The organism is Paenibacillus sp. A14 (assembly GCF_036864815.1).
GTDB classification, from domain to species: Bacteria; Bacillota; Bacilli; order Paenibacillales; family Paenibacillaceae; genus Fontibacillus; species Fontibacillus sanfengchensis.
In genome coordinates, this window is sequence record NZ_JBAGJD010000001.1 from 1 (window position 1) to 15,904 (window position 15,904).

The following is a 15,904-nucleotide window of genomic DNA, read 5'->3' on the forward strand; positions in this document are numbered from 1 at the left end:
CCGTTCACCCTCTCAGGTCGGCTACGCATCGTCGCCTTGGTGAGCCGTTACCCCACCAACTAGCTAATGCGCCGCAGGCCCATCCGTAAGTGACAGATTGCTCCGCCTTTCATTATCCCACCATGCGGCAAGATAAATTATCCGGTATTAGCTACCGTTTCCGGTAGTTATCCCAGTCTTACGGGCAGGTTGCCTACGTGTTACTCACCCGTCCGCCGCTAACCAATGGACTCCCGAAGGAATCCATTAGTCCGCTCGACTTGCATGTATTAGGCACGCCGCCAGCGTTCGTCCTGAGCCAGGATCAAACTCTCCAATAAAGTTGAAACTTATTGAATAAGCTGATAGCTCATTTTGAATCTGACGAGAAAACTAATTCTCATTTTAATACTCACTCGTTGTTCAGTTTTCAAAGATCAACTTCGTTTCTTTCGTCATCGCCTCATCAGCGGCAACTTTTATATCTTATCATATCAGCAAGCTAGATTGCAAGAACTAATTCTTACCATTTCGCTTGCCACCATGCCGTCGAAGCGGCAGGAATAATAATATAACACGCTCAGGATCAAATAACAAGGTGTAATTTCTTCCATCGCCTTATTCCCCGGTCAATTCCTGACTGGATTTATAATATAACACGTAGGTTGGAGGAAAGCCAAATGTAAATTAATCCACAAGTTTGTTAAATGTATGCTCGATACGGCTGAGCTCTCACTTTACGACATCCGCCCTTACCCGATCCATGGCACGATAAATACTTAAGCATCAAATATGTCCCCTCGGTAAATAATAAACTCGTATGGTAATCCAACAAGAATAAAGGAGACACTTAATATGGGTATTTTGAGCGGGAATCCCAAAGATCAACCGATGCACTACGGCGAGGTTATCGGTATTTGGGAAACCTCTATGATGGCTAAAGGTACGATTTCATGCTACCAGGCGTACTTAAATCATGCCGGAGATAAAGATCTGAAAGAAGTGCTGAAAGATTTGCTGGATCAAGCCAAGCTTGAATCCAAAGAGTGCGACGCTCTGCTGACGGAGCATGGGATTTTACCGGCCCCCGGATTTCCGGAAAGACCGGCGGTCTCCTGGGAAGACATTCCTCCAGGAGCTCGATTCTCCGATCCGGAGATCGGTGCCAAAATCGCGGCCGATTCCGTTCTAGGCCTTGCCGCCTGCAGCAAAATGATGGGGATGTCCTTTCGCGAAGACATCGGCGCATTGTTTGCGAAGTATCACACGACAAAAACGGCGTTCAGCCTTCGCATACTCCGGTTGAACAAAGACAAAGGTTGGCTCGTCCTTCCTCCGCTGCACTTCAAAAGATCCGATGAGGATGTGGAGTAACAAAAAAGATCCCGCCACAGGCGGGATTCTCTCGTTTATTCACTCTAATTTTCATAATCCAGGTTCTCTTTAATTTGGTCGATAAGCGCGGCGGCGTTCGGATCCTTGGAAGCCAGCTTTATAAATTGCTCCATGTTCTTTGGCAGCGTCTTCTCGATCTTCTTCAGTTCCTTCATATCTTCGGTTGACAATTCAAGGGCGTCTGTGCTGCCATCCTCCATCTTCCCATTTTTGCCAGTTCCGTACCGGCATTAATGATTTTCCGAATCATGCCGCCGCCCGTCCCGATATAATAATAGGTGGCAAGATCATTCGTGATCGCTCTGACAAGCTGTTCATACTGCTTCACTTGACTTGCCAACTCTCTATTGGATGCCAACCCCTGGATGCCAACCCCTGGATGCCAACCCCGAACTTCTCGCCTCTCCCAAACGTTCGGCAATAGCATAAGCAATGTAACTTTCCGAAAAAGTGTTCCTTCATTCAGAAAAAGGATCACCGAGTCCGAAGGAGACGCGTAATCCCAGCCCCCGGATTGCTGAAGCTGAGGTGTACATATAATAAGTGGATAATTTGAGGACTGAATCCGTTTGAGAATCTCCGTTCCTTTTTTCTCCAAATTGGCAATCGTCAGGTTCTTGACCGAGTCGCTCAGCACGTCATTATACCAGGGCAGCACAGTGTAGGATTTTTCTTGGGAAAAATAAACGGCCGCTCGAGCCGTAGACTTTGGTCCGCTATTTTTGTTCAATTCTGTGTACTCGTTAATAATCAGAATATCCTTCATGTCATCCCCATTCATGTCTTTGAAGCCGATCGCAAGAATGCCTTGGAACCGCAAATCTTCCGGTGTGGAGTCAGACAGAGTATAAACGATCCGTTCCTGGTCATCCGTAAACAGAAAGACCGGTTTCTTTTCGTCCCCCTTCATCTAATAACCGGATGTAAAGTGAACCTTTCCCCAGAAAGCCGTTTCCAAATCGAAGGACTGCTTCGCATCCCGCTGGAACCCGCGCTCCTTCCAGTCACTTAGGCTTGCCAAATGGGCGGCTCTTCCGCGCCGGAAGAATCATCCCCGCCCTCATCCTCGGCGGTCATGCTTCATCCGCTGTCACCGCCTCGGAGGCGGCCTTGAGTTCTTTCGTATAAGGCTCCACCTGCACCTTAAGAGTAGTTCCCGTATCTTCGGCAGCACCGGGGATTTCCAATTCTATAAAGCCATCCCCTATAAAGCCTGAGAACACCTCAGCCATTTTCCCTTTATATTCATACCCTTTTTCCTTCAATATGGGAAGGATCATGTTCTCCAAGGTCCGGTTAGCTTCTTCGCCGCTCATGTCCTTCAAATTAGGAATGGAATCCGCATCAAGAAGCAGATTATAAAGCGGCATCCCGCTAACCCCGTCCACTACTGTGCCGGTTTTAACATTGACCTTATAAATGGCCGCTTCCATCCCTTCCGGAGCATCGGCGTAATAGGTCAGCATCTCGGCGGAAAGATATTCGGCCGTATCTTTCCCCCGATATTTCAGCCCCTTGTCAAAATGGCGCTGCATAAGTTCGGTGAACTTCTCTATATCCGCGGTAACCGGTTTTTCTTGAGTCACCGCTTTGGTTTCCGGTGCTCTTTCGCCTTTCGCTCCTTCGGAATTGCCGGAACAGCCTGAAAGCACCAGACCTCCGGCCAGGAGCAAAATCAGGCTCCAACTCCCAATTTTTCGCGATTTCTTCATCCTTTTTCTCCTCTCTGAATCCAACATTCCATATTTAACCACCCCCTGATAAAACGTGTCAATAAGGAAAAAAGTATACAGGCTGCCGACAAATTAAAACGCCCGGTTTCCCGGGCGCATTATCGCTGGACAGACCTCAAGCCCTATTTGCTTCGTATTGCTGCTTAAGAAGTGCAAATATGACAGCGTCGGCGAACTGATTTTTCTCATAAAAGCATTGTTTCAAGTAGCCTTCTTCATGAAAACCCGTCTTTTCCAACAGGTATCTGGAACGGATGTTATCCGGGTCGATAAAGGCCTCGATCCGATTCAGCCAGAGATCCTCGAAGCCGAAACGCAGGGTCTCCTGCAGCACCTCGGTCATCACGCCCTTACCCCAATAGGTGGGGTTCAGCTCATAGCCGATCTCGGCTTTGAAATGCTCTTTGGACCAATTATGAAAGCCGATCGTACCGATGACCTTGTTGTTCGGTTTCTCGGTAATGGCCCAGCGGAATCCTCTCTTCTCAGTGAAACGGCGGTTCCAGGATTGAATCAAATCCTCGGCCTGCCGAAGCTCTACAAAGCTGTCCAAGTCGTAATATTTAGTGACTTCATCATTGGAAAAATAATGGAACAAATCGCGGGCATCCTCGGAAGTCAGCTTGCGCAACACAAACCTTTCCGTCTCCAATTGCGGGAACAGCTGCATGGCATTCGGTCCTTTCCTACGGAATTCGTATTCCTTATTATAGGCGAAAGGACGCGGCGGAGAAAGTGGAAAGCGCATTTTTTTTCGATTTATTCGTGATCGGAAACCTTCAAGCGGATGCCGATCCCGAACGGGTCCTTCATAACCATTTCTCCGGATAGGCGTTCAAGAGAAATCCCCCCGGCGGCCAGACGCCGCTCCACCGCGTCGAGCTCCTGGGTGCTAGGGACCATGATGGTAAAATAACGGATGCCTACGGCGTCTTCCGGCGCGGCAGGAGCCCCCGCCCCGGCCCAAAGGTTCAAGCCGATATGGTGATGATAGCCGCCGGCGGAAACAAACAATGCGGAGCTGCCATAATGCGCCGTAATCTCAAAGCCGAGAATATCGCAGTAAAAATGCTTGGCGGTTGGCAAGTTGCCTACATGAAAATGAACGTGCCCGATTTTTGTTTTGTCCGGCAACCCCTCCCAAATTGCCCCTTCGGAGGCGGATAACAGCCCGTCGACATCCACCGGGTCCGTAGTCATGACATACTCGCCCCGTTCATTTCTTTGCCAGGTCTCGCGCGGGCGATCGGAATAAATTTCAATGCCGTTCCCGTCCGGATCGTTCAAATACAGCGCCTCGCTGACCAGGTGATCGCCTTGGCCGACCGGAACCTGATGGCGCGCCAAGTTTCGCAGAACCGATCCCAGAGATCGGCGATCCGGGACAAGCACCGCAAAATGATACAACCCGGATACCGATCGCTCCGGCAGCCTGCGGAAATTTGGATCGGCCTCCAGAATCAGCAGTGGATTTTTTCCATCCGCCGTCAGGACGGCTGTGGCTGAGGCTTCATCCCGGCTCAAAAGGTGAAAACCTACCGCCTCCCGATAAAATTGCAGCGATTGCTCCAAATTCGTGATTTTGAGGGAAACCGGTCCGAGTCCCGTATCCGGGTGAAGTTGTGCTTCCATAAACATGACCAACCTTTCTTAAAATAAGTTATTGAAATAAAGTAAGTTACAGTAGATGTAACAATTATAGTTACAATAAGCGTTCCCGTCAACGCTTCTCTTTAAAGCTTTCCGATTATCGATATAAAAAAAATGCCCATTACAGGGCATTTTAATCAGAGTTTTAGATTTTAACGCTCGAACAGGTTACCGAGTCCGCCCAGCAGACCGCCTTCATCCTTGCCGCCGAATCGGGCTGCCGAAAGAACACGGTCCGCCATCCGGCTGAACGGCAGGGATTGTACCCAGACTCTGCCCGGACCGCGCAGCGTAGCAAAGAACAGGCCTTCGCCTCCGAAAACGGCGGTTTTAACGCCTTTGACGAATTCGATGTCGTATTCCACCGAAGCGGTCATTGCCACCAGGCAGCCGGTATCCAGCCGGAGAATCTCGCCGGGGGCCAGATCGCGCTCAATCACAAGCCCGCCCGAATGCACAAAGGCCAGACCGTCCCCTTCGATCTTCTGCATGATAAACCCTTCTCCGCCAAAAAAGCCCGCACCCAGACGGCGCTGAAACTCGATGCCCACGGAAACCCCTTTTGCCGCACAGAGAAAGGAATCCTTTTGGCAGATAATTTTTCCGCCGAGCACCTGCAAATCCATCGGGATGATCTTGCCGGGATAAGGTGAGGCGAAAGTTACACTTTGTCGATGATGGCCCGCGTTCGAGAAGACGGTCATAAACAGGCCTTCGCCCGTAATCAACCGTTTGCCGGCTCCCATTAACTTGCCCATCAGGCCGCCGCCCTGATTGCTCCCGTCCCCGAAAATCGTCTCCATCCGGATATCCTGGTCCATCATCATGAAGCTGCCCGCTTCAGCGACTACACTCTCGCCTTGATCAAGCTGAATCTCCACGCACTGCATTTCCTCGCCCATAATCCGGTAATCGATTTCATGTGCATTCAATTTGAACGCCTCCTCCTAAGAATGAGTAAACCGTATTCATTATGTAAAAAAGCCGCTTACAGCTTCTCCAACATCAATAGCATATGCTCCAGCATTTGCGGCAAGTCCGCCAGGACCTCTTCACCGAACCTGCGGTTGAAATAAATCATAATCTCGTCCAGCGGCATTTTCTCCGCTTCGCCGTAAACCGTAATAATCCGCTGCATTTGATGGATATGATTTCCCCAGATTTCCGTCGTCAGCGCTTCAATTTGGGGGCATTCCACCTCCGGTTTCTTGAGGCGTTTATAAAAAACGGGCTGCATTTGGCAACCGAGGGTTACGGTGTCAAGCTCCAGGATCTCCCCCGCCAAGTCCTCCGTATCCGCCCATAGCCTTAACTCCGCCCAAACTTCGGGCTTGTCCGGCAGCGAGAACTGAATGGCATAGTAACGAGACATCGCCGTCAACTCAATCCGGTCGTTGCGGCCGATCACTTTCAATTCACCGCGCATATCCAAATCGTAGACCGAACCTTCCAGAACGACCTTTAAATTATCAAAGACGGTTGGATCAAACATCCCTGTACTCCTTTTCCAAGATGGACATCAGATAGAGAGATTCATACCCGCTTTCGCTTTCGTCCCGGAGACATTCGCGAAGCACTCCTTCCTGCACGAAGCCTTCCGACTCGTACAGGGCCTGCGCCCTCAAATTTTTACTCTTCACGTCCAGTTGAAGCCGGTGAGCGCCAGCTTCGTCAAAAGCCCATCTTTTTACCAGCCGAAGCGCTTCCCGTCCATACCCGTTGCCCTTGCTGGCGATCACCAGCCGGGTGATATCCACGCAGCCTTCCGCTAGAATAACGCCCTTTAATAGTAAATAGCCGACGAGTTCGTTCGTCTCCCGCGTCTCAATCACCATATGCAGATGATCCGGATCGCTTCGGAACGTCTCATGCTGCTGTCGTTCCCAGAGACTTATAAAACTGCGGTTCTCCTCGACATGCTCCAGCGTCATGACAAAATCCAGTTCCGCTTCCGCACGGGTCGGTCTGATCCGTAAACGGGAACCTTCCAGAACCAAAGCCATCGAATCCATTCTGTTCCTCCTCCAAATCGCCGGCAAGTCGCACAACTATAACTACATGTCAGTACTCGCTCATTACATTATACACGGAACCTAAGCCGCTGAAAAATAGATTGACCCTGACACTAATGTCAGGGTTTATAATGTCCTTACGGGCCACTCCGAAACAAAAAGGCAGGTGAGCATACAACGTGAAGATTGGCGAACTATCCAAACTAACCGGAGCTAGCATCCGCTCTCTCCGTTACTACGAACAACAAGGGTTAATCGCCTCCAAACGGCTGGATAACGGATACCGCGATTACTCCGCCATGACTGTGGAGCAGGTCCGGACGATTCAGTTTTATTTACAACTGGGCCTTTCAACGGAACAGATCTCCGGTTTTCTCAATTGCGTTATGACTAGCAAGGAGGCTTTTTGCGAGCAGATCCTGCCGATTTATCGCAGCAAATTGGAGGAGATTGACTCCCAAATCACCTTGCTCCAGTCCATCAAATCCAACCTGCAGGAGCGCATCGCCTTTTTGCTGGAGGAAAACCCGAAACTAAAAGGAGGAATGAATTTATGAGTATACAAAGAGTTGTTACCCCGTCCGAGTTTGAGGAGCAAGTCCGTCCGGAAGGAATTACGCTGGTCGACTTCGATGCCCCTTGGTGCCCGCCCTGCAAAGTATTGGGGCCGATCCTGGAACAGCTCCACGCAGACTATAATGGCAGTCTCAACCTGGTCAAAGTCAACTGCGACGAAGCTATTGAACTCGCCTCCCGGTATGGGATTATGTCGATGCCGACCGTAATCCTGTTCCATAACGGCGAGCCGGTGGAGAAGCTGGTGGGGCTCCGGCCGCGGGAAGCTTATGATCGTCTGATCGAAAAATACAACTAAAGCTAGGGTCAGCTCCGGTATCAAATGAATAACCGGAGCTTTTCTGTTAGGTTAACCAGATGACCGGTGGCGATAACCCTGCTGATTTCCATTGAACAGCATATAAAAAGGCACCTTCGCAAAATGCGAAAGCGCCAGGTCTTTCTTCAGGCATGTCATTTCCCTGTTCATTCGTAAACGGGCATACCCCGAACCTGCTTGGCCAGTTCGATGTAAGGTCCGTCCGCCAGATTGTTGAACGCCAAGTGCGTAGCTCTTAAACTGAGCAGCTTCTCCCCGGGCGTTACGCCGAATTGGTCCCAGGTTTCAAGCGGCAGCCGGATATATTGATCACGACCCAGATAAGTCCAGCAGAATAACCGTTCTTTGAAGCATATCGTCCGCCCTTCAGGAATGGAAAAATTCCGCAGTTGCGGCAAGCTCGCAAAGATTTTCGCCAGGGGTGAATTGTCGATCAGTTCCTTGCAAACCACGCTGAAACCTTTGGCGGTATTTCGACCCGACATGAGAATGACGTTTGAATCCATGCGAATGTGATATTCCTGCAGGGCTTGATCCGGCAGGTAAAAGGATCCATCCGGGAGTATCTTGCTCCAAGCATAAAAATACTTCCCGTTTTTGGCGGTTACTGCCATGTGTTATCATCCCCCGAGAGTTTATGATCACCCTTTCATTAGGTTAATCATCTCGCATGGGACTGGGCCGTCGATATGATTTTCATCACCATTTATAGGTCTATGGAAAACATTTGAATCAGGTATTCAACTCTTCGACTTTGTCCGACAAAAAGATCTGATATACGCGCACAACGATGATCTTAACCATCATGTAAACCGGTATGGCCAAAATCATCCCCAGGATTCCCCCGAAGTCTCCGGCAATCAAAAGCAGGACAATCGTCGTTAGCGGATGAATATTTATGGTCTTTCCGTAGATGTAAGGCGAGATCAAATTCCCTTCCACTTGCTGGGCAATCACCACGATAACGATCGTCCACAGCACCATGGAGGGCGAAATCGTGAAGGCGACGATTACGCATGGAATGGCTCCCAGGAGCGATCCGAAGTAGGGAATGAAGTTGAACAACGCGCCGACAATGGCCAAGAGCAGCGGATACGGCAGTCCAATCAGCCAGAAGCCGATGAAGCACATAATGGCCAACACGACCGCACTGATCATACGTCCGGCAATAAATCCTTTCAGCATCGTGTCGATATCATGGATGACGGTTTCCCCGTCGTGGCGATAGCGTTTAGGCACCATCCGTACCAGAGAAGGGGTGACCCGGTCATCTTCCTTCAGCATGTAGTACAGCATAATCGGCACCGTGCCGACCACAATAAAGAAGTCGTTAAGGAACGTAAACACATGCGATATGTATCCGGTGGCCTGTTGGATTCCCTTGTTGACATACTCGGTGATTTTGTCCATCAGTTGGGTATCCTGGTTATCGAACATGGAGAAATATCGATTCTTGCGAATTTCGTTCATCTGGCTTTGCAAACCGTCGATGAGTTTCGGCACATTGTTGATAAACTCGGTGATCTGCTTCTCCAATGGCGGCCAGACTACCATAAGAAATATCGTCACAACACCGGCAAATAGCAGATAAATGAACAGAATCGACAGCATCCGGTTCATTTTCCGCGATTCCAGATATTGTACGATCGGTCGAAGCAAATAGTACAGAAATCCGGAGATCGTTAAAGGCACGATCAGAATCTGGACTAAAGTAACCAACGGATTAAATATAAAATGAACCTTGTGAATCAAATAGATGATGGTTAAGAGCATGATCGCTCCCAGGCACCTTCTGTAAAAAGGTTTTTCCATCAAGGGCATTCCCTCCTTGTTAGGGCGAGCGTTAGAGTATCCGGTGCGCTTGAAGGCCTACTCGGCCAGCTTGGATTCGGCGGCCTCCAGAAGCTCGTCAAACCAGTCGTCATCCTCCTCAAGCTTCGCATCGACGCTTAATAGCTGGGCTTCGATCCCCGATTCCTTGGCGTAGTTCAGACTGTAATCCCATTCCTTTCCCTTCTTGCTGTAAAAAGTGATCTCGTAAGCGGCTTTATGCCCTTCGACTTCAAAAACAGTGCTGCCTACAAATGCTCCCTCTTCGTCTTTGTGCATGCCGGCATCCATAATCGTAAACTTCATTGGGAAGTACTCTCCTTTAGTCCGTCATTTCTTTTGTGCTTCCTTCTCATTTGCGTTTTCCCTATAATGGGGATATTGCCCCTGTAATCAAGCTATCCTATTGCAATATCGTATCATTTTTTTGGTCAATAGCAAGAACCAGTCTGAGGTGAACAAGTGTTGTCCAACAAGAAAAACTCGATTCAAGCGCTGACGCCGGCAAAATTCCTCGCATTTGGATTCGGCATCATCATTATTTTGGGAACCTTCCTTTTGTCGCTTGCTCCCGCTTCCGCCGACGGAACGCCTATGCGGGTGATCGACGCGCTGTTTACGGCGACATCGGCCACCTGCGTGACCGGGCTGGCCGTAGTGGATACGGGAACGCATTTCTCCCTGTTCGGAGAAATTGTTATTCTATCCCTTACCCAAATCGGCGGGTTGGGATTCATGGCGATCGGTACCTTGATCGCTCTGGCCTTTAACCGGCGCATCTCTCTGCGGGACCGGCTGGTCCTCCAGGAAGCTATGAATCATAATTCCATGGAGGGACTGCTTATCTTGATCCGCCGGGTCATCGTCTACGCCGCGGTCATCGAGGGGGCGGGCGCCCTGCTGCTCGCTGGGCGCTGGGCGCAGGACATGCCTTGGCATCAGGCGGTTTATTTCGGCATTTTCCATAGTATTTCCATCTTTAACAATGGCGGATTCGACCTGTTCGGATCGATTCACGGCAAATTCAGCGGATTGGCCGAGTATGCCGGCGATCCGTTCGTCAATGTGGTGGTGATGATCCTGATCATTCTGGGCGGGATCGGGTTTATTGTGATTTCAGATCTGCTGCATTATCCCAAAACAAGAAAGTTGTCCCTACATACCAAAGTGGTGCTGACAATGTCGGGAATTCTCATTGTTGTCGGAGCCGTGCTCATACTCGCACTGGAAGCAAGCAACCCGGCAACACTGAAACCGCTGAGCTGGGGGGACAAAATCATAAGTTCCTTCTTCCATTCCATCAGTTCCAGATCGGGGGGCGTCAGCACCTTAAGTATGGCGGATATGCAGAACTCCACGCAGTTCCTGTTCATTCTGCTCATGTTTATCGGCGCCGCCCCGGGCTCCACCGGCGGCGGAATAAAAGTAACGGTGTTCGCCATTCTACTGGGAGCTATGTATTCCATGATCCGGGGACGGGAGGACATCGTCTTTTTCCGCCGCCGTTTGTCCAAAGTGTCCATTATGCGCGCGATCACGCAGACCTGGCTGGCCTTGTTTCTCGTCATCTTCGTGGCGATGGTGCTCTCGACTCTTGAGGATCGGGAGTTCCTTCCACTGCTGTTCGAAACGACCTCGGCGTTCGCTACGGCAGGCCTGAGCCTCGATTTGACGCCACGGCTAACGGACTTAAGCAAAGCCATCCTGTGCGCTGTCATGTTTCTCGGCCGGGTTGGCCCGGTTACACTGGCCTACGCTTTGGCCCCCAATAAAGAGAAAGAGCTGTACAAGCACCCCGAGGGAAAAATAACCATCGGTTAATTGGAACGTCAGCCGTAATCGTAGTATGATGTAGGAACAACCATTTTTTAGAATATGGAGGAGCGAACATGTCTGATTTTCATAATAAGCTGCAAAAATACGCCGAACTCGCCGTTAAGATCGGGGCGAACGTTCAGCCGGGCCAAAATTTGATTGTTAACGCCACGGTGGATTCGGCGGAACTGGTCCGCCTCATCGTGAAGCAAGCCTATGAAGCCGGAGCCCGGTTTGTCAAAGTGAACTGGAGCGACGATACCGTCACCCGCTTGCGTTATGAGAAGGCCGCGAATGAGTCTTTCCTGGATGAACCGAAGTGGTATGCCGGAGAGATGCTGGAATATGTGGAAAACGGAGCAGCTGTCCTGCACGTCATCTCCTCCGATCCCGATTTGCTGAACGGCGTGGATCCGCAGCGGATCACCAACCATCATAAAACCTACGGTAAGGCGATGAGCAAGTATCGCGAATTGCAAATGTCCGACAAATTCAGCTGGTCGATCGTCGCCGTTCCTTCCCGAGCCTGGGCGGCAAAGGTGTTCCCCGAACTGCCGGCTAACGAGCAAATTCCCGCGCTTTGGGAAGCGATCTTCAAGACCGTTCGGTTGGATCAGCCGGACCCGATTGCCGCTTGGCGGGAGCATATCGATGGCCTTACCCAAAAGTCCGATTACCTCAACGCCAAGAGATACAAGAAGCTTCATTATATCGCTCCCGGCACCGATCTGACGATTGAACTGCCGAAAGGCCATCTCTGGGTCGCCGCGGAAAGCATCAATGCGCAGGGGAAGACGTTCCTGGCCAATCTGCCTACTGAAGAAGTATTCACCGCACCGCTCAAAACCGGCGTCAACGGTACCGTCTCAAGCACGAAGCCGCTCAGTTACAACGGAAACATTATCGACCGTTTCAAACTGACGTTCGAGAACGGAAGAATCGTCGACTTCTCGGCGGAAGTCGGCGAAGCAAACCTGAAGCAGTTGATTGAATTGGATGAAGGTTCCCATTATTTAGGGGAAGTGGCGCTCGTGCCCCACGGTTCGCCGATTTCCCAATCCGGCATCCTTTTCTACAATACACTGTTTGACGAGAATGCATCGAATCATTTGGCAATCGGCAACGCTTATGCCTTCAACCTCGATGGGGGAAAATCGATGACGCGCGAAGAACTTGCGCAAAGCGGCCTGAACGCCAGCTTCGCCCATGAGGATTTCATGGTTGGCTCCGCCGAAATGGATATTTACGGCGTTACGGAAGACGGCAAGGAAGAACCGATCTTTGCTAAAGGAAATTGGGCTTTTTAATGTCAAGAACCCACCGGAAGGATTCCGGCGGGTTCTTCTTTTTTTCATGTTCTCCATCAAGACTAGAAGTCCAGTATAACAGCCAGCAGCAACGCAATTACCAAGATGGAGCCGCCATAAATCAAGGTGAGCTTCGCGAGATTTTTCTTGGTCCGTTGATCGTAGTCGGGATTGCCGGTTCGATTTTCTTTGGAATTCCCAATCATTAACGTCCCTGCCGCCGCAGCGGCAACCAGCACAATAATCAACACGTACAGCCACATGGTTGCGTCCTCCCTTTCGCGGGCATAGCCCTTATCCTATCCTTCAATAATGATTCCAAATATGTTTAGCCTTCGCTTCCCGTAACGGTCCTCATCCTTTTGACCACCATCGCCGCGATACTGAACAGAACCAGCGCAGCCACAAAAGCGGAAAGCGACCAGGAAGACGCCCCCGCTCCGCCCCAGTCCATGCTTTTCCCCATCCAGAGCGGCAGGAAGGCTCCTCCTACCCCGCCGGAAGCGATCAGCAGACTTGGGGTCATTTCTTCCGCACCGGGCAGCAGCTTATTGGCAAACACCAGAGCGATGGAAAAGAGTCCCGACATAAACAGTCCCAAAAGCACAATGAACACCATTAAGACCGTGAGGCCATGAACGAGAGCAAACACGGAGATCATCAGGAAACTACCGAGGCAGCACATGATGACATATCGGCTATACGATATTTTCTCCGCAATCACCCCGGCGAACAACCGCCCCGCCGTCATCGCGATCCAGAATACCGTGACGCTTAAAGCCGCTGTGGCCTTGTCCGTTCCCGTTTTCTCGATCATCAGGGACGGCAGGAAATTGACAAAACTCCCGTAATGTTCCAGCAGGTTGGGCATAATCGACCCCACCACCACATGAGCCAATCCTATCAGCAGGTAGGCTAAGCATCCCATCCACAACAATCGCTTCATCTATCTCTCCTCAAATGTAATAGCCGAACCTAACCTCTATTGTAAGGTATTGCCGGTCTTGCGTCACCCTCCAATCTAAAAGGGTAAAGCAAGGATAGGCGGAAAATCCAGGCGATACTTTAGAAGGAGGGAAACATCATGAACCATCTCACGAAAGAACAACTGCAGACGTTGAAAGATATTCTGGTCCGGGAAAAACGGGACTTGGAGCATCATTTCGATAAAGGAAATGAGGAGTCCGTCTCGGATGAATCGTTGCGCGTTTCGACCGGCGAGCTGTCCTCTTACGATAACCACCCTGCCGATGTAGGGACGGAAACCTTCGAAAGAAGCCGCGACTTGGCGGTCGACGGGAATTTAAGAAGCCGCTTGGACGAGATCGACCGCGCTCTGGATAAAATCGAGGATCACACCTACGGATCCTGCGAGGTCTGCCATCGGGAAATTCCGTATGAGCGGCTGGAAATTCTCCCGTACACTTCCTTTTGTGTTGAGCATACGCCGGAGCGGAACATTTCCAATCACAGGCCGGTTGAAGAAGACGTGATGACCACGCCACCGAAAGGCGCGGGCGAACACCGTCAGCGCGATGCCGGGACGTTCGATGACGCAGGCGCGTGGCGCTCCCTTGAAGAATACGGGAATTCCGATTCACCGGCTATGGCGGCCAAGCGGAACGCCACCGACTACAACTCTCTGTCAACGGATGGGGATTGAGTCTAAAGACCTGATAACCATCGGTGAAAATACCTAATAGAAAGGCATTTTTCCTATCTGGAAAGATGCCTTTCGTTGTATTTGCCATGGTAAAACATTCCTTTTCCCTGTGGGTTATAGTAAAATCGAGGTATTGGTTTTTTTTAGATTCAAAGTGCCTAGCGGCTAGAGAGGGGAGTACCATGCCGGATCGGTTGGAATGGCTGCTCGGAGCCGAATTTCAGAATCTGTCGGATACGATTCAAGAAGATGTCTACTACGCTTTTTATGATCTTGTCTATGGAACCATCTACTATCTTGTTAAAGACCATCAGGCTGCCGAGGATATTATTCAGGAAGCTTTTATAAAAGTGGTCACCAAAAAACCGGAGTTCGAAAGTGTCAGCGGCATGAAGGCTTGGCTGAAAACCGTGGCGCGAAACACGACCATTAATTATTTTCGAAAAAACAAAAAATTTCGTAACCATCTGGATGTTGAGAGTGTTTATATGGATATAGAGCCGATTAACCTGCAAGTTCCCTCGGTAGAACAAACCGTGGAGACCAAAATGATGGAAGAAGCGATCCACGCTTATTTAAAGGGGCTTAAACCGGAATACCGTCTGTTGATTGAACTTCGCTGGAAGCAGGGATTGAGTTACCGGGAAATCGGAGAACGCATGAAGCTCTGTGAGAATATTGTCAGGCAAAGGTTGTTTCGAACGCGGGAAGGGATCAAGAAGATGCTTTATAGAGAGTGGGGTGGCGATTATCAAGAAGGTGAGCACCAAAAGTCGGGTATATCCCGCTGATTTTGAAACCCAATTTGATCAAGCCTTCCAACAAGCCGTCGACGCCCTCCCCTCTTATACGGATGCCGACCGCCGCAAGTCTTGGGAAAGAATACACCAGAAGCTCTTGAGGGACAAAATCCGGCGCAAGCAGCTTAAGCAAATGCGGCTCGTCGGCATCGTAGCTGCTTCGATGCTGATCGGCGCTGTATTATTCAGTCCTCCCCTGGCTACCCAAGCGATCTCCCCCATTTATCAGGAGTTAAAAAACTGGGGTAACGGCGTCACGCAACTCGTTTTTGGAAACGGAAGGCAGACCGATGCGACCGGGGTAAAGTCGTCGCTTCCCCCGATGGAACCTAATGCGGAGGGAATTCAGAATGTAGGCAAGTCCGTCCATCTCGCTGCTTCGGATGTAAGCGAAGTCGTTGAAGTAAGCGAGGAACAAGCAAGGAAATCCCTAGGCTTTCCCCTTCCGAATCTGACCTACGTTCCGGAGCGCTTTACGCTTCAAAGTATTGAGATCGTTATTCCGGCCGATATCCGGGAAAATCCTCACCCGTTCGGAACAAGCGCCCACCTCCGTTATAATTCGGCCCAAGGCCACTATTTAAGGATCTCTTTCGATTTGTTGCTGCAAAATGAAATCATGACGATGACAAGTTTCTATACCGAAAAGACGGAAGAGGTTGAGTTGGATGACGGGACTCTTGCTTATTTGGGAACAGGGAACAACAAATCCGAAATTAACCTGATGTTGGGGAATGTTCATTTTATGGCTTATGGCGATGTGAGCCGAGAAGAAATTTTGCGGATTGCAAACGGCATAGAATAAGCTGTTTCAAGCCAAATGGA

The 15,904-nt window shown here is 50.2% G+C and carries 21 protein-coding genes and 1 rRNA gene; 8 read left to right on the forward strand and 14 right to left on the reverse strand.

Annotated elements, in window-relative coordinates; all coding sequences use genetic code 11:
* Positions 1–320: ribosomal RNA gene (locus tag V4U88_RS00005) — 16S ribosomal RNA — on the reverse strand; the annotation flags it as partial.
* Between the two features lie 514 nt (positions 321–834).
* Between V4U88_RS00005 and V4U88_RS00010 the strand changes: the two genes are divergently transcribed.
* The gene (locus tag V4U88_RS00010; RefSeq protein WP_334071163.1) at positions 835–1,353 is read left to right on the forward strand and encodes a DUF3231 family protein; all 519 of its coding nucleotides are present in this window, start codon (positions 835–837) and stop codon (positions 1,351–1,353) included.
* Positions 1,354–1,397: 44 nt separating this feature from the next.
* On the opposite strand, the gene V4U88_RS00015 is transcribed toward V4U88_RS00010, so the two are convergent.
* The 8 genes from V4U88_RS00015 to V4U88_RS00050 form a co-directional block, all read right to left on the reverse strand.
* Positions 1,398–1,544: a hypothetical protein gene (locus V4U88_RS00015; RefSeq protein WP_334071164.1), complete on the reverse strand. Its 147-nt coding sequence runs from the start codon at positions 1,542–1,544 to the stop codon at positions 1,398–1,400.
* Complete coding sequence (locus V4U88_RS00020; protein WP_334071165.1) at positions 1,526–2,284, reverse strand: hypothetical protein; 759 nt, start codon at positions 2,282–2,284, stop codon at positions 1,526–1,528. The genes V4U88_RS00015 and V4U88_RS00020 overlap by 19 nt, the downstream gene beginning before the upstream one ends.
* Before the next feature lie 163 nt (positions 2,285–2,447).
* Complete coding sequence (locus tag V4U88_RS00025; protein WP_334071166.1) at positions 2,448–3,086, reverse strand: hypothetical protein; 639 nt, start codon at positions 3,084–3,086, stop codon at positions 2,448–2,450.
* A gap of 136 nt (positions 3,087–3,222) precedes the next feature.
* On the reverse strand, positions 3,223–3,777 hold the full coding sequence (locus V4U88_RS00030; protein ID WP_334071167.1) for a GNAT family N-acetyltransferase: 555 nt from the start codon (positions 3,775–3,777) through the stop codon (positions 3,223–3,225).
* 89 nt (positions 3,778–3,866) lie between these two features.
* Complete coding sequence (locus V4U88_RS00035) at positions 3,867–4,739, reverse strand: VOC family protein (RefSeq protein ID WP_334071168.1); 873 nt, start codon at positions 4,737–4,739, stop codon at positions 3,867–3,869.
* Positions 4,740–4,909: 170 nt separating this feature from the next.
* Positions 4,910–5,689, reverse strand: coding sequence for a TIGR00266 family protein (locus V4U88_RS00040; protein ID WP_334071169.1), 780 nt, complete (start codon positions 5,687–5,689; stop codon positions 4,910–4,912).
* Between the two features lie 56 nt (positions 5,690–5,745).
* On the reverse strand, positions 5,746–6,249 hold the full coding sequence (locus V4U88_RS00045; protein WP_334071170.1) for a hypothetical protein: 504 nt from the start codon (positions 6,247–6,249) through the stop codon (positions 5,746–5,748).
* Positions 6,242–6,769, reverse strand: coding sequence for a GNAT family N-acetyltransferase (locus V4U88_RS00050; protein ID WP_334071171.1), 528 nt, complete (start codon positions 6,767–6,769; stop codon positions 6,242–6,244). The genes V4U88_RS00045 and V4U88_RS00050 overlap by 8 nt, the downstream gene beginning before the upstream one ends.
* A gap of 179 nt (positions 6,770–6,948) precedes the next feature.
* Here V4U88_RS00050 and V4U88_RS00055 point away from each other — a divergent pair, with 179 nt between their 5' ends.
* Positions 6,949–7,326 carry a MerR family transcriptional regulator gene (locus V4U88_RS00055; protein WP_334071172.1) on the forward strand — a complete coding sequence of 126 codons (378 nt, stop codon included), beginning with the start codon at positions 6,949–6,951 and terminating at the stop codon, positions 7,324–7,326.
* Complete coding sequence (gene trxA / locus V4U88_RS00060) at positions 7,323–7,643, forward strand: thioredoxin (RefSeq protein ID WP_334071173.1); 321 nt, start codon at positions 7,323–7,325, stop codon at positions 7,641–7,643. The genes V4U88_RS00055 and trxA overlap by 4 nt, the downstream gene beginning before the upstream one ends.
* 167 nt (positions 7,644–7,810) lie before the next feature.
* Here trxA and V4U88_RS00065 read toward each other — a convergent pair whose 3' ends face one another.
* The 3 genes from V4U88_RS00065 to V4U88_RS00075 form a co-directional block, all read right to left on the reverse strand.
* Positions 7,811–8,278: a hypothetical protein gene (locus V4U88_RS00065; protein ID WP_334071174.1), complete on the reverse strand. Its 468-nt coding sequence runs from the start codon at positions 8,276–8,278 to the stop codon at positions 7,811–7,813.
* A gap of 118 nt (positions 8,279–8,396) precedes the next feature.
* Positions 8,397–9,476: an AI-2E family transporter gene (locus V4U88_RS00070; protein WP_334071175.1), complete on the reverse strand. Its 1,080-nt coding sequence runs from the start codon at positions 9,474–9,476 to the stop codon at positions 8,397–8,399.
* Positions 9,477–9,533: 57 nt separating this feature from the next.
* Positions 9,534–9,800, reverse strand: a complete 267-nt coding sequence (locus tag V4U88_RS00075; protein ID WP_334071176.1) for a hypothetical protein — start codon at positions 9,798–9,800, stop codon at positions 9,534–9,536.
* A 159-nt stretch (positions 9,801–9,959) separates the two neighbouring features.
* On the opposite strand from V4U88_RS00075, the gene V4U88_RS00080 reads away from it, so the two are divergent.
* Positions 9,960–11,315 carry a TrkH family potassium uptake protein gene (locus tag V4U88_RS00080; RefSeq protein ID WP_334071177.1) on the forward strand — a complete coding sequence of 452 codons (1,356 nt, stop codon included), beginning with the start codon at positions 9,960–9,962 and terminating at the stop codon, positions 11,313–11,315.
* 68 nt (positions 11,316–11,383) lie between these two features.
* Positions 11,384–12,616, forward strand: coding sequence for an aminopeptidase (locus V4U88_RS00085; RefSeq protein WP_334071178.1), 1,233 nt, complete (start codon positions 11,384–11,386; stop codon positions 12,614–12,616).
* Between the two features lie 62 nt (positions 12,617–12,678).
* Here V4U88_RS00085 and V4U88_RS00090 read toward each other — a convergent pair whose 3' ends face one another.
* Both V4U88_RS00090 and V4U88_RS00095 read right to left on the reverse strand, forming a co-directional pair.
* Entirely contained in the window at positions 12,679–12,879 is a 201-nt protein-coding gene (locus V4U88_RS00090) for a hypothetical protein (protein ID WP_334071179.1), read from the reverse strand.
* A gap of 65 nt (positions 12,880–12,944) precedes the next feature.
* Positions 12,945–13,562: an MFS transporter gene (locus V4U88_RS00095; RefSeq protein WP_334071180.1), complete on the reverse strand. Its 618-nt coding sequence runs from the start codon at positions 13,560–13,562 to the stop codon at positions 12,945–12,947.
* A gap of 138 nt (positions 13,563–13,700) precedes the next feature.
* On the opposite strand from V4U88_RS00095, the gene V4U88_RS00100 reads away from it, so the two are divergent.
* The 3 genes from V4U88_RS00100 to V4U88_RS00110 all read left to right on the forward strand — a co-directional run bounded on the left by V4U88_RS00100 (position 13,701) and on the right by V4U88_RS00110 (position 15,884).
* A complete protein-coding gene (locus tag V4U88_RS00100; protein ID WP_334071181.1) occupies positions 13,701–14,279 on the forward strand; it encodes a TraR/DksA C4-type zinc finger protein in 579 nt (192 codons plus the stop codon).
* 182 nt (positions 14,280–14,461) lie between these two features.
* The gene (locus tag V4U88_RS00105; RefSeq protein WP_334071182.1) at positions 14,462–15,070 is read left to right on the forward strand and encodes an RNA polymerase sigma factor; all 609 of its coding nucleotides are present in this window, start codon (positions 14,462–14,464) and stop codon (positions 15,068–15,070) included.
* The gene (locus tag V4U88_RS00110; RefSeq protein WP_334071183.1) at positions 15,021–15,884 is read left to right on the forward strand and encodes a hypothetical protein; all 864 of its coding nucleotides are present in this window, start codon (positions 15,021–15,023) and stop codon (positions 15,882–15,884) included. The genes V4U88_RS00105 and V4U88_RS00110 overlap by 50 nt, the downstream gene beginning before the upstream one ends.
* The last annotated feature ends 20 nt before the right edge of the window (positions 15,885–15,904 follow it).

Excerpts from the sequence above, each read along its gene's own strand:
- V4U88_RS00010 (WP_334071163.1), top strand. The coding sequence starts at position 835 with ATGGGTATTTTGAGCGGGAATCCCAAAGATCAACCGATGCACTACGGC.
- V4U88_RS00020 (WP_334071165.1), bottom strand. The coding sequence starts at position 2,284 with ATGAAGGGGGACGAAAAGAAACCGGTCTTTCTGTTTACGGATGACCAG.
- V4U88_RS00025 (WP_334071166.1), bottom strand. The coding sequence starts at position 3,086 with ATGAAGAAATCGCGAAAAATTGGGAGTTGGAGCCTGATTTTGCTCCTG.
- V4U88_RS00030 (WP_334071167.1), bottom strand. The coding sequence starts at position 3,777 with ATGCAGCTGTTCCCGCAATTGGAGACGGAAAGGTTTGTGTTGCGCAAG.
- V4U88_RS00035 (WP_334071168.1), bottom strand. The coding sequence starts at position 4,739 with ATGGAAGCACAACTTCACCCGGATACGGGACTCGGACCGGTTTCCCTC.
- V4U88_RS00045 (WP_334071170.1), bottom strand. The coding sequence starts at position 6,249 with ATGTTTGATCCAACCGTCTTTGATAATTTAAAGGTCGTTCTGGAAGGT.
- V4U88_RS00050 (WP_334071171.1), bottom strand. The coding sequence starts at position 6,769 with ATGGATTCGATGGCTTTGGTTCTGGAAGGTTCCCGTTTACGGATCAGA.
- trxA (WP_334071173.1), top strand. The coding sequence starts at position 7,323 with ATGAGTATACAAAGAGTTGTTACCCCGTCCGAGTTTGAGGAGCAAGTC.
- V4U88_RS00065 (WP_334071174.1), bottom strand. The coding sequence starts at position 8,278 with ATGGCAGTAACCGCCAAAAACGGGAAGTATTTTTATGCTTGGAGCAAG.
- V4U88_RS00070 (WP_334071175.1), bottom strand. The coding sequence starts at position 9,476 with ATGGAAAAACCTTTTTACAGAAGGTGCCTGGGAGCGATCATGCTCTTA.
- V4U88_RS00075 (WP_334071176.1), bottom strand. The coding sequence starts at position 9,800 with ATGAAGTTTACGATTATGGATGCCGGCATGCACAAAGACGAAGAGGGA.
- V4U88_RS00085 (WP_334071178.1), top strand. The coding sequence starts at position 11,384 with ATGTCTGATTTTCATAATAAGCTGCAAAAATACGCCGAACTCGCCGTT.
- V4U88_RS00090 (WP_334071179.1), bottom strand. The coding sequence starts at position 12,879 with ATGTGGCTGTACGTGTTGATTATTGTGCTGGTTGCCGCTGCGGCGGCA.
- V4U88_RS00095 (WP_334071180.1), bottom strand. The coding sequence starts at position 13,562 with ATGAAGCGATTGTTGTGGATGGGATGCTTAGCCTACCTGCTGATAGGA.
- V4U88_RS00100 (WP_334071181.1), top strand. The coding sequence starts at position 13,701 with ATGAACCATCTCACGAAAGAACAACTGCAGACGTTGAAAGATATTCTG.
- V4U88_RS00105 (WP_334071182.1), top strand. The coding sequence starts at position 14,462 with ATGCCGGATCGGTTGGAATGGCTGCTCGGAGCCGAATTTCAGAATCTG.